Here is an 11,938-nt window from a genome sequence, read left to right as displayed (position 1 = left end):
GAGTCGTGTCAATGGCAGAGGCGTGAACGAGCGAATGAGGGCTCGCGCCAAGAGCATTCGGCAGGTGATGCATGGCCAGCAGGCACAGGGTTGTCGACCACATTGTGGGGCATCTCGCGGCGAGCGGAATCCCGTACATCTTTGGTGTCGACGGTGCGAATATCGAAGACCTCTACGACGCAGCGTTTTTCCGAGATGACATCACTGCGGTGCTGGCCAAGCACGAGTTCTCGGCCACCGCGATGGCCGACGGTTACAGCCGCAGCGGCGCTGGCATCGGTGTGGTCGCCGCGACGTCCGGGGGCGGGTGCCTGAACACCGTTCCCGGACTCGGCGAGGCGCTGGCCAGCCGGGTGCCTGTGCTGGCCCTGATAGGGCAGCCGCCCACCACTCTCGATGGCCGCGGCGCATTCCAGGACACCAGCGGCCTCAACGGGGCCCTCGACGGCGAGGCGCTGTTCCGCGCGGTCTCGGTGTACTGTCGGCGACTGCTGAACGCGCAGGATATCTTCGCCGCGCTGCCGGAGGCACTTGCCGCCGCCCGCACCGGAGGGCCAGCAGTTCTGTTGCTGCCCAAGGATATCCAACAGGCACTCGTGGAAACCGACCCGCCGCACGGGTGGGGCGGGATCGGCCTGATCGACGCTGTGCCTGCAGACGGGGCGCGCAACGGCCGAAAGGACCTGCAGGACCTGGAATACGTGGAAGACGTGGAAGACGTGGAGGACATCGCGCGGACGTTGCGGGCGGTCGCCGGACCGATCACGATCATCGCCGGTGAGCAGGTCGCCCGCGACCATGCCCGTGCCGAGCTCGAATTGCTGCGATCCGTGCTTCGTGCCCGCATCGCCACCGTCCCCGATGCCAAAGACGTTGCGGGAGTGAAAGGTTTGGGATCGTCATCCGCTTTGGGTGTGACCGGCGTGATGGGCCATCCCGGGGTGGCGGGCGCGATCGCCGGGAGCGGGTTGTGCCTGTTGGTCGGGACGCGTCTGAGCGTAACCGCGCGGGCGGGGCTGGACGATGCGCTGGGGTCGGTGCCGACGTTATCCGTCGGCTGGGCACCGCCTTACGTGCCTGCCCGGCATATCCACAGCGACGATCTGGCGGAGACCCTGTCGATGCTGACCGACGCTCTGTCGGGCCGGGGACGTCCGACCCGGGTGCGGGTGCCCGACGAGATCGTGCGGACCGAGTTGCGGCCGCCGTCCTGCAGCGGGCCGGGGGTGCGCTACCGAGACGCGATGGCGGTGCTCGATTCGGCTCTGCCCGAGCGCGTCGACATCGTCGTCGACGCCGGAAACATCGGGGCGTCGGCGATTCACCACCTACCGGTCCGGCGGGGCGGCCGATTCATCGTCGCCCTGGGCATGGGCGGGATGGGATACAGCTTCGGTGCTGGCCTCGGCGTTGCGTTCGGGCGCGCCCACATCAGCGCGCCGCCCCGCAACGGACACGCGCGGCGCAACGGCAGCGCACCGGGGACGGGACGCAGCCCGCGGACCGTGGTAATCGCGGGTGACGGGTCATTCTTCATGCACGGCATGGAGATCCACACCGCGGTGCAGTACCGGCTGCCCGTGACGTTCCTGTTGTTCGACAACCATGCCCACGGCATGTGCGTCACCCGGGAGCAGCTGTTCTACGACGATCAGTACAGCTACAACCGATTCGGCCCAAGCCGATTGGGTGCAGGCCTTGCCGCGATGTTTCCCGGCCTCGCATCGATCGACGTCGACGATATCGGCCGGCTGCCCGAGGCCGTTGCCGCCGCCCTGGACGTCGACGGCCCCTCGGTGATCAGTGTCGAATGCTCGGCAGACGAAATACCGCCCTTTGCAGCCTTTCTCGGCAGATCGCCGGGTAAGCCGTCCATTACCCCGCTTGCGGGAGCAGCAGAAAACCATCAGGAGGAGATCCATGACAATGTCGCTGCCAGCGCTTGACGACATCCAGATCCACAGCGGCAGTGCGGTTCCCATCGACGGTGTGCACCGGATCGAGACATCGCCGCGCGAAAAGGCGACCCCCATCATTCTCGAGATGATGAGGTCGGTATATCCGCACGACGAGGTGTTCGGCCAGTACTGCACGGTCAACGACTACGTTGACTGCCCGCCCGACGAACTCTACGAATACCTGTCCGACACCCGAAGTCTGGAGGAGTGGACATACAGCCTCCGTGGCTTCGAGGAGACCCAGGAGCCCGGTCTCTGGCTAGCGTGGGACAAGCTGGGTTCGGAGACCGAGATCTACACGCGCACGGTCGCCAACCCCGAAGCCCGCACGGTCGACTACCACTGCGCATGGGATCAGGGCAAGCACCTGTGGATGATCTATCTGATGCGGGTTGTCGACGCCCGGGTCGTGCTCAACAAGCCGGGATCGGTTGTGCTGTGGACGAACTGCCACCATCCGTTCTATGACCAGAACCCCTATCCGGAGACTGCGCCGGCGAAACGCCCGGTGTGGGTGGGGGATTTTTGGGACATGTTCGGGGCAGGCCACCTGCTGGAACTCAAGAACCTCAAGGCGATTGCCGAGTACCGGCACCGCAATGGACTTCCGGTGAAGCCGGACTGGATGAGATGAGAAGTGCTGTGACCGTTAGCTTGACCGATATCTCCACCTATCTGCCCGGCGAACCTGTCAGTGCCGACTACTACGCACGGTTCGCCGACTCCGACGAGCTGCGGGACAACCTGATGTTCCGTGCCCCAAGGTTCCGCCACCACGTCGCCGAGGATGAGACCGCCATCGACATGGTGGAGCGGGCCACGGCTGGTCTGGTCGAGCGGCACGGCCACGACACCATCGCCAACGTGGACGTGCTGATCACTCACACCCAGATGCCGGACATGCCGTTCTACGGCGGCGGTGGGGGAATGGCGCATCGCCTTGGCATGAAGCCGAACTGGGTGATCGACCTGCACAATGGCGGCTGCGCGGCCTTCGTGCTCGGCCTCAAACTCGCCCGCAACCTGCTCGAGTCCGGGGAGGGGCGCACCGCGTTGATCGCGGTGGCGCAGAACGCCGCGGGGCAGATCTTCGACCAGGAGACCATCCGGCGCAAGGCTCAGGCGGCGATACCCGGAGACGGTGCGGCGGTCGGGCTGGTCACGCTATCCGACGAGTCGCCGATCCTCGATGTCGAATGCCGCACCTACGGCGAGTACGCAGGCGATATGACGATCGCCGTGGAGCCGCCCCGCAAATGGTGGCAGGCCGGGACGGGGGAGGGATGCATCGGATTCACCGAGAGCAAGATCACCAAAGTGCTGGCCCGCGGCAACCGGCAGGTGCCAGAGGTGTCCTACGCCGTCTGCAACCGGATCGGTGTGCAGCCCAAGGACATCGATCTGCTCGTCACCAACCAGCCCAACCGGGCGTTCCTGCGGAACTGGCGCGAGGCGCTCGAGCTGCCCCGTGAGCGCCATGTCGACACGTTCGACGAATGCGGGAACCTCTTCGCGGCGGGCATCCCGGTCAACCTCGATCGCGCGATCTCCGACGGCCGGGTCCGGGCGGGAGACGTCGTGCTCATGGCGGCGTTCGCGCACGCGGGCGATTTCGCGGGCGCGGCCGCGGTGCGGTGGGGAGGCAGGAACTGATGTTCGCCCCGACCCGAGCGCTCACCGGTGTCGTCGATGCGCTGCCGGAGGCGGTCAATCCGTTGGCATTGTCGCTCAACGAGAATCCTTTTCCGCCACTGCCCATGGTGCGGTCGGCGCTGATGGCGTCCGTCGACGCGGCGAATCGGTATCCGGAGTTCCTGCCCGAGCGGTTGCGTGCGCTGATCGCCGGCCGTGTCGGCGTCGGCGCCGAACAGGTGGTGATCGGCGCGGGGGCGACCGGCGTGATCCTGCAGGTGCTGCACGCGGTGACCAGTCCGGGTGACTCGATCGTCGTGACAACGCCGACGTTCGACGGCTACCCGATCTTCGCGCAGATGGCCAGGCTGGTGGCGGTGACGGTGGCGCTCGACGCGCACGGGCATCACGACCTCGATGCCATGGCCGACGCCGCGAGCGGGGCGCGCGTCGTTGTGGTCTGCAGGCCGCACAATCCGACCGGCACCATCGAGCCCGCGGACGAGATCGAGCGCTTCTTGCACAGGGTGCCCTCGGATACCGTAGTCGTGCTGGACGAGGCGTACGTGGAATTCCTCTCGCCGGAGCACCGGATCGATGCTGCGGCGCTCGTCAGCAGATTCCCCAATGTCGTTGTACTGCGGACATTTTCGAAGGCGTACGGGCTCGCGGGATTGCGGATCGGATACGGCTTCTGCGCTCCGGACCTGGGTCGCACACTGTGGAAGATGCAGCTGCCGTTCGGGGTCGGAACCACCGGTCTGGTGGCGGTCGCGGCATCGTACGACGCCGAAAGCCAGCTTCGCCAGCGCATTCGGATGATCTCGGCCGAACGCAGGCATCTGACGATGCGGTTGCGCTCGCTGGGCGCGTATAGCACCGACGGGCATGCCAACTTCGTGTACCTGCCCTCGTGGGGCCGGTCCTGGCGCGAGGTGTTCCACGGCACCGGGTTGCAGGTGCGCAACTACGCAGACGGCGGCGTGCGAATCACCGTCGGCAGCAGGCAGTCGACAAGGGCGGTGCTGGCGGCGGTGGCCGCAGGGGCACGCTGAACGGGACGCCGGGGCGCAATTGCCGGTCCGTCCGGCGCGCACATCCCGCTGGGCCATCCGGATGCGGTAGAAAGAGGCGTGGGTTCGCCACCGGACGATCGGGACCCGATTGCGTTGGCCCGGGCCAACTGGGAGAAAGCCGGGTGGGGTGACGTCGCTGACGGCATGGTCGCGGTGACCTCGGTGATGCGGGCCCATCAGATCCTGCTCGCGCGTGTCGAGGCGGCGCTGCGGCCCTACGATCTGAGCTTCTCGCGGTTCGAGCTGTTGCGCCTGCTCGCGTTCAGCCGCACCGGTGCGCTGCCCATCACCAAGGCGTCCAACCGGCTGCAGGTGCACGTCACGAGCGTCACCCACGCCATCCGCCGGCTGGAGGCGGGCGGGATGGTCGAACGGGTGCCGCATCCGACCGACGGCCGGACCACGCTGGTCCGCATCACCGACTTCGGGCGCTCGACGGTGGAAGGCGCGACGGTGACGCTGAACGAGCGGGTGTTCGACGACATCGGCATGTCCGACGACGAGTCCCGCGCGCTGGCGGCGTCGATCGAGACCTTGCGCCGTCACGCCGGCGATTTCTGACCCTTTTCCCGGCGAGACACAAATGGCCCCGTTTTGCGCTCAGAAAGGGGCAGCTTGCGTCTGCTCGCGGAGCTAGGCAGGCACGCCGGGCAGCGGGATGGTGGCCGTGACCGCTGTGCCCGACCCCGGCCGCGACCTTATGTTCAGTCGCCCACCGACGATCTCGGCGCGCTCGGCCATCGACAGCAGCCCGTAGCCACTCATCTCATCGCTGCCGAGTGGATGTTCGAACGTGTCGAACCCGATCCCGTCGTCGACGATCTCCAGCCGGGCCACTTCGGTATCCGCCGTGAACGTCAGCCGCGCGATGGTGGCGCCGGCGTGCTTGACGACGTTCTGCAGGCACTCCTGGGCGATGCGATACAGCGCCAGCTCGATGTGGTCGGGTAACCGGATGTCGGCCAGATCGACCTCGATCTCGATCTGCGGTATGGACCGGGCCAGGCTTGCCAGCCCGCCGGCGAGGCCGAGATCGTCGAGCACCGGCGGCCGTAGCCCCCCGATGGCTGCCCTGGCCTCCTGCAGCGTCAACTTCACCAGTTCGCGTGCCGTGGCGAGTTGTTCTGAGACCACGGCGGGATCGTCGATCGCATTGGCCGCCGCGTCGAGGCGGTACGACAGCGTGATCAGCCGTTGCGATATGCCGTCGTGGATGTCGGCCGCCAATCGGCGGCGCTCGATTTCCTGGGCCTCGATCACCTGCTCGACGAAGTTCTCGTGGGCCCGCTCACGCGCGACCAGCTGGCGATGGAGCCTTGCCTGATGCAGTGCGCCCGCGATCAGCCGGCCGATCACCAGCAGCAGTTCGACATCGCTGTCGGTGAACTCGCGTCGCTCGGCGGTGTGGACGTTGAGCACACCGACCAATCCGCCGGGGTCGGTCTCCATCGGCACCGACACCATCGACGTGAAATCCGAGCCGCGCAGCGACTGAAACGGCATGTACCGCGGGTCTGACTCCTTGTCATCGCCGATCACCACGGGTTCGCGATGGCTGGCGACCCAGCCGGATATCCCCTGCCCGAGCGGCAGGCGGATCTTGCCCACCTCGCTGTCGAACGGAGGCGTCGCCCCTGCCAGCGTCAGTGACCGGCCGGAGTCGTCGAGCACGTGCACGAAGCACACGTCCGTGGCGGTGGCCGCGGTGATCATCCTGGCCGCGGCGGCCGCGAGCGGCTCCACACCCGGTCCGCTGGACGCCGCCTGGATCAGCTCGCGCAGCAGTGCCAGCTCCCGGTCGGCGGCCAGGGCGTACTCGCCGAGATGCCGAACGGCGTCGGAAGCTCCTCGCGGTCCGCCCTCGGCTCCTCGCTGCGGGGACGTCATCGGTAGATGCCTTCGCGCAGGGCCGTCGCGACCGCACCGGTGCGGTCACTCACACCGAGCTTTCGGTAGATCGACCGAAGATGACTCTTCACGGTCTCGTCGCCGATCACCAACTTGTTGGCGATTCCGTGGTTGGAGAGTCCGCTGACCACATAGGACAGGATCTCGCTCTCACGCTGTGTGAGGCCCTGCCGCGCCCCCGGCCAGAACTCGTCGCGCTGAAGGCGTGCGGCGGTGTCCACCGCCCTCGCCGCCATGCCGGGATCGATCGCCGTCTCCCCCCGGTGGACGACCTCCAGCTGGCGCACCAGCTCATTGCTGCTGATACTTTTCAGCAGATAGCCCGACGCGCCGACGCGCAGCGCCTGAAACAGGTACTGCTCGTCGTCGTAGACCGACAACATCACGACCTTCTGCTGAGGTCGGCGTTCGCGCAGCGCCAGGCAGAGGTCGAGGCCGCTGGAACCCTGCATGCGGACGTCACACAGCACGATGTCGGGTCCGAGCAGTTCGACGACGTCCAGCGCGCGTTCCGTTCCGACGGCCTGGCCGACCACGCTCACCCGCTCGCTGAATGCCGCCAGCATCGCCTTGAGACCCTCGATGACCATTTCGTGGTCGTCGACGAGGACGATGCGCACGGGCGACCCAGGCGTCGTCGCCTCGCCGCTGCGGTCGCCCGTCGGGGTCGCCATGGCAACACGATAGAGCCGGATCCTGACGATGGTGTCCGATGCGCGATCCGCCTTCGGCGTCTCGCTTGGCTTCCCTATGCGCGAACTTGGCCCGGTCAATCCCCCCTAGGGGGGAAGACAGGGGTTTTGATATCCGCCAGGGTTTATCCTCGTGCCATTCACGCGTGAGCGGACGCGGCAGGCCGGCAGGTTCTGGTGGGACAAGGCCGGGCCGTCGGGTACCGACGTGCGTCCGCTGCTCGCGGTGGTCTTCGGTATCGACGCGCTTGCCGACATCGAGTGCGACGGCCACCGGATGGCCTACAACGCGGCGTTCGCCGCCCACGACCTCGACATCACCTGGAGCGTCGAGCACTATCGCCGACTCCTGAGAATCCCCGACGAACGACGCCGCCTGGTCGCAGATCTGCGATTCCGTGGGTGCGGCGCATCGGCCGACTCACTGGCCGCCCGGGTGCACCGAACCAAACAGGAGCGGTTCGAACAGGGGATCCTAGACGCCGACGTGGGGCCGCGGCCGGGCCTGGTCGACCTGGTGATGAGTTTGTTCGTGGCAGGCGTCTGGGTCGCGGTGGCAACGCCGGGCAGGCGGGCCTGGGTGCAGCCGATGGTCCGCCAACTCATCGGCGACGGCCTCGTCGAGACGATCGTGACCAGCGACGACCTCGATTCCGACGACGCCAGCGTGCACGCCCTGGCGTTATGGGAGCTGGGAATCGCGCCGGAGGCCGCGCTGTGTGTGGAGGGATCGGCGGCGGGGATGCGCGCCGCCACCGCTATCGGGCTGCCGACGGTGATGGTCGGCGTGGCCGAGGGTGCGCAGCGCTACCGGCGAGCCGCGGCGGTGCGATCCGGCTACGACGGACCCGACCCGATGCTGGCCGCAGGCTGTGCGCGTCTGCACGCGCGTTGGTGGGGCGTGCGCAGACGGTTAACCGCGTAGCGATTCGATGACCGCGCTGAAGTCCTTGTCGGCATGTTCGGCGGCGAACGCCGCGTAGATCTCCGCTGCGTGGGTACCCAGCGGCGCCGTCGACCCCGTCGATCGGACCGCGTCCATCGCCAGGCCGAGGTCCTTGTTCATCAGTGCGGTGGCAAAACCCGGCTTGAAATCGTTGTTCGCGGGCGATGTCGGAACGGGTCCGGGCACAGGGCAGTTGGTGTGCACAGCCCAGCAGTTGCCGGTGGCGCCGGTGATCACGTCGAACAGCGACTGCGCCGACAAACCCAACTTCTCCGCGAGCACGAACGCCTCGCCGATCGCGATCTGCTGGACCGCGAGCACCATGTTGTTGCATACCTTCGCGGCCTGCCCGGCCCCGGCGGCGCCGCAGTGAATGATCTTGCCCGCCATGGGCTCCAGCACCGGCCGCGCGCGCCCCACCGCGGCCTCGTCGCCGCCGACCATGAATGCCAGCGTGCCCGCGACGGCACCCTTCACCCCACCTGACACCGGTGCGTCAAGCTGCGCGAAACCATGCTTGCCCGCAAGCGCGTTGACCTCGCGGGCATCATCGACGGAGATCGTCGAGCTGTCGATGAACAATGTGCCATCCCCTGCGGCGGGCAGCACCTCGGCGTAGCAGCCCTTGACCAGGTCGCCGTTGGGCAGCATGGTGATCACCACATCGGCGCCGTCGACCGCGTCGGTTCCGCGCTCGAGCACCGCGACGCCGTTATCCGCGGCGGCGGTCCGAGCCGCGGGCACCGGATCGAATCCGCGTACCGTGTGCCCGGCCGCCACCAGGTTCGTCGCCATCGGTCCGCCCATATGGCCCAACCCCAGAAAAGCCACTGTGCTCATCGCATCTCCTGTTGCCTGGCTTGCCCGAAACCGGTCGGTCGACCGCCGATCATGCCGACATCCTCGCGCCCGCCGATCCGCGAGCACGGCCGGCGCCTGCCGAATCGCGGGCCCGGCCTGCCCCGGTTGAATTGCGAGCTCGGCTCGCGGCTGCCCGCCCGATCACCACCCGCATGATCTCGTTCGTCCCCTCCAGGATGCGGTGTACCCGCAGGTCGCGGACGATCTTCTCCAGCCCGTATTCGCGGAGGTACCCGTAACCGCCATGCAGCTGCAGCGCCTTGTCGGCCACATCGAAACACGTGTCGGTGACGTAGCGTTTGGCCATCGCGCACAGTTCGACCTTGTCGGGATCGTCGCCATCGAGTGCGGAGGCCGCCCGCCACAACAACGTCCGCGACGTCTCCAGCGCGGTGGCCATATCGGCGAGGGTGAACCGGATGGTCGGTTCGTCGAGCAGCGAACCGCCGAACGCCTGCCGGTCGCGCACGTACGCCGCGGCCCTGTCGTAGGCGGCCTGCGCACCGCCAAGCGAACAGGCGGCGATGTTGATCCGGCCGCCGTTGAGTCCCGTCATCGCGATGGAGAAGCCCGAGCCCTCACCGGCGGGGCCGCCGAGCATCGCGTCGGCTGGCACCCGCACGTTCTCGAAGATCACCTGAGCCGTGGGCTGGGCGTTCCAGCCCATCTTCTCCTCGTCGGCACCGAAACTCAGCCCCGGCGTGTCCTTTTCGACGATGAAGGCGGAGATGCCGCGCGGCCCGTCACCCCCGGTGCGGGCCATCACGACGTACACGTCGGAGGCGCCCGCGCCGGAGATGAACTGTTTGACCCCATCGAGTACGTAGTGATCTCCCGCGGAATCGACGCGGCGCACCGCCCTGGTGCTCAGCGCCGCCGCGTCCGACCCGGCGCCCGGCTCGGTCAGGCAGTAGCTGGCGATGGCCTCCATCGACGCCAGCCGGGGCACCCACGCCCTGCGCTGTTCCGTGGTGCCGTAGGTGTCGATCATCCACGAACACATGTTGTGAATCGAGACGAAGGCCGCGATCGTCGGGTCGGCATAGGCCAGCTGCTCGAAGATCCGCACGGCGTCCAGCCGGCGCAGCCCGCTGCCGCCGACATCTTCGGAGCAGTAGATCGCAGCCATCCCGAGATCGGCCGCCTCCCGCAGCCGGTCGGTGGGGAAGTGCTTGGCGGCATCCCACTCCATGGCATGCGGCGCAAGGCGTTTTGCGGCGAACGCGGCGGCGGTCTCGCTGATGACGCGTTCGTCGTCGTCAAGCCGGAACAGGTCCATCGCACCTACTTCATGGTCGGGATGACGAACTCGGCGCCATCCTTGATGCCGGACGGCCACCGCGACGTTACGGTCTTGACCTTCGTGTAGAACTGGATCGATGCGGGACCGTGCTGGTTGAGATCGCCGAAGCCCGAGCGCTTCCAGCCGCCGAACGTGTGGTAGGCCACCGGCACCGGGATCGGGACGTTGACCCCCACCATGCCGACCTGCACCCGCGAGACGAAGTCGCGGGCGGTGTCACCGTCGCGGGTGAAGACCGCGACCCCGTTGCCGTACTCGTGTTCGGTAGGCAGGCGCAGCGCCTCTTCGTAGTCGTGCGCACGGACGATACACAGCACCGGCCCGAAGATCTCGTCGGTGTAGATCGACATCTCCGCGGTGACGTGGTCGAACAGTGAGGGGCCGATGAAGAAGCCACCCTCGAGGCTGGTGTCCGCGAAAGTCAGCTCATCGCTGGACTTTTCGCGACCGTCGACGACGAGCTCCGCGCCTGCGGCAACCCCGGCGTCGATGTAGTCACGCACGCGTTTGAGCGCGGCGCCGGTCACCAGCGGTCCGTAGTCGGCCTTCGGGTCCAGGCTGTGGCCCACACGCAGGCCGTTGATCCGCTCGACCAGGCGTGCACGCAGGCGGTCCGCGGTTTCCTTGCCGACCGGCACCGCCACGCTGATCGCCATGCAGCGTTCCCCGGCACTCCCGTAACCGGCACCGATCAACGCGTCCACAGCCTGGTCGAGGTCGGCGTCGGGCATCACGATCATGTGATTCTTTGCGCCACCGAAGCACTGGGCGCGCATCCCGTTGGCCGCCGCTGTCGAATAGATGTACTGCGCGATGTCGGAGCTGCCGACGAAACCCACCGCCTTGACGTCGGGGTGGTGCAGCAGCGCGTCGACGGCCTCCTTGTCGCCCTGCACGACCTGGAACACCCCTGGCGGCAAACCAGCCTCGACGAACAGTTCGGCCAGTCTCACCGGCACCGAGGGATCACGTTCAGAAGGCTTGAGAATGAACGCGTTTCCGCATGCCAATGCGGGACCCGCCTTCCACAGCGGGATCATCGCCGGGAAGTTGAACGGGGTGATCCCCGCGACGACGCCCAGCGGCTGACGCAGGGAATAGACGTCGATGCCGGTGCCGGCGCCCTCGGTGTACTCACCTTTGAGCAAGTGCGGGATGCCGACCGCGAACTCGATGACCTCGATGCCGCGCTGGATGTCCCCGCGTGAGTCGGCGACGGTCTTGCCGTGCTCCATGGAGAGCAGTTCGGCCAGTTCGTCGGTGTTCGCGTTGACGAGGTCGATGAACTTCATCATCACCCTGGCCCGCCGTTGCGGGTTCCACGCCGCCCATTCCTGTTGGGCGCGGACCGCCGAGGCGACGGCGGTGTCAACGTCGGCGGTGGAGGCCATCAGCACCTGGGCCTGCACCTCACCGGTGCTCGGATTGAACACGTCGGAGGTGCGCTGCGAGCTCAGGGTGCTGCGCCGCCCGTCGATGAAGTGGGGAATCTGCGTGGTCATGGGAGTGCCCTTCGATCATGATTACTTGCATATCCTAGTATTTGACCGGGGTCGGTGGCA

11 protein-coding genes are annotated in these 11,938 nt (G+C 67.2%); 6 read left to right on the top strand and 5 right to left on the bottom strand.

Annotated features, from left to right (window positions below; genetic code table 11):
* The first annotated feature begins 71 nt into the window (after positions 1-71).
* The 5 genes from ADBZ6K_RS20335 to ADBZ6K_RS20315 all read left to right on the top strand — a co-directional run bounded on the left by ADBZ6K_RS20335 (position 72) and on the right by ADBZ6K_RS20315 (position 5,227).
* On the top strand, positions 72-1,946 hold the full coding sequence (locus tag ADBZ6K_RS20335) for a thiamine pyrophosphate-binding protein (protein WP_526350008.1): 1,875 nt from the start codon (positions 72-74) through the stop codon (positions 1,944-1,946).
* Positions 1,927-2,592 carry a DUF8713 domain-containing protein gene (locus ADBZ6K_RS20330; RefSeq protein ID WP_526350056.1) on the top strand — a complete coding sequence of 222 codons (666 nt, stop codon included), beginning with the start codon at positions 1,927-1,929 and terminating at the stop codon, positions 2,590-2,592. Before ADBZ6K_RS20335 ends, ADBZ6K_RS20330 begins: the two co-directional genes overlap by 20 nt.
* An 8-nt stretch (positions 2,593-2,600) precedes the next feature.
* On the top strand, positions 2,601-3,611 hold the full coding sequence (locus tag ADBZ6K_RS20325; protein ID WP_526350006.1) for a 3-oxoacyl-ACP synthase III family protein: 1,011 nt from the start codon (positions 2,601-2,603) through the stop codon (positions 3,609-3,611).
* On the top strand, positions 3,611-4,645 hold the full coding sequence (locus ADBZ6K_RS20320; protein WP_526350004.1) for a pyridoxal phosphate-dependent aminotransferase: 1,035 nt from the start codon (positions 3,611-3,613) through the stop codon (positions 4,643-4,645). Before ADBZ6K_RS20325 ends, ADBZ6K_RS20320 begins: the two co-directional genes overlap by 1 nt.
* A 78-nt stretch (positions 4,646-4,723) precedes the next feature.
* Positions 4,724-5,227 (top strand): MarR family winged helix-turn-helix transcriptional regulator, encoded by a 504-nt coding sequence (locus tag ADBZ6K_RS20315; protein WP_526350002.1) that lies wholly within the window; start codon positions 4,724-4,726, stop codon positions 5,225-5,227.
* Positions 5,228-5,299: 72 nt separating this feature from the next.
* Here ADBZ6K_RS20315 and ADBZ6K_RS20310 read toward each other — a convergent pair whose 3' ends face one another.
* Complete coding sequence (locus ADBZ6K_RS20310; protein ID WP_526350000.1) at positions 5,300-6,553, bottom strand: GAF domain-containing sensor histidine kinase; 1,254 nt, start codon at positions 6,551-6,553, stop codon at positions 5,300-5,302.
* A complete protein-coding gene (locus ADBZ6K_RS20305; protein ID WP_526349998.1) occupies positions 6,550-7,248 on the bottom strand; it encodes a response regulator transcription factor in 699 nt (232 codons plus the stop codon). The genes ADBZ6K_RS20310 and ADBZ6K_RS20305 overlap by 4 nt, the downstream gene beginning before the upstream one ends.
* A gap of 151 nt (positions 7,249-7,399) precedes the next feature.
* On the opposite strand from ADBZ6K_RS20305, the gene ADBZ6K_RS20300 reads away from it, so the two are divergent.
* The gene (locus ADBZ6K_RS20300; protein WP_526349996.1) at positions 7,400-8,191 is read left to right on the top strand and encodes an HAD hydrolase-like protein; all 792 of its coding nucleotides are present in this window, start codon (positions 7,400-7,402) and stop codon (positions 8,189-8,191) included.
* Here the strand turns inward: ADBZ6K_RS20300 and mmsB are convergent.
* Genes mmsB through ADBZ6K_RS20285 form a run of 3 tightly spaced genes read right to left on the bottom strand, consistent with a single transcriptional unit; the run spans position 8,180 to position 11,878 of the window.
* A complete protein-coding gene (gene mmsB, locus ADBZ6K_RS20295; RefSeq protein WP_526349994.1) occupies positions 8,180-9,052 on the bottom strand; it encodes a 3-hydroxyisobutyrate dehydrogenase in 873 nt (290 codons plus the stop codon). The genes ADBZ6K_RS20300 and mmsB overlap by 12 nt on opposite strands.
* Before the next feature lie 49 nt (positions 9,053-9,101).
* Positions 9,102-10,346, bottom strand: coding sequence for an acyl-CoA dehydrogenase family protein (locus ADBZ6K_RS20290; RefSeq protein ID WP_526350054.1), 1,245 nt, complete (start codon positions 10,344-10,346; stop codon positions 9,102-9,104).
* 11 nt (positions 10,347-10,357) lie between these two features.
* Complete coding sequence (locus tag ADBZ6K_RS20285) at positions 10,358-11,878, bottom strand: CoA-acylating methylmalonate-semialdehyde dehydrogenase (RefSeq protein ID WP_526349992.1); 1,521 nt, start codon at positions 11,876-11,878, stop codon at positions 10,358-10,360.
* Between the last annotated feature and the right edge of the window lie 60 nt (positions 11,879-11,938).

Source organism: Mycobacterium sp. (assembly GCF_044223235.1).
Lineage (GTDB): Bacteria > Actinomycetota > Actinomycetes > Mycobacteriales > Mycobacteriaceae > Mycobacterium.
This window is presented reverse-complemented; position numbering and strand designations above follow the sequence as displayed.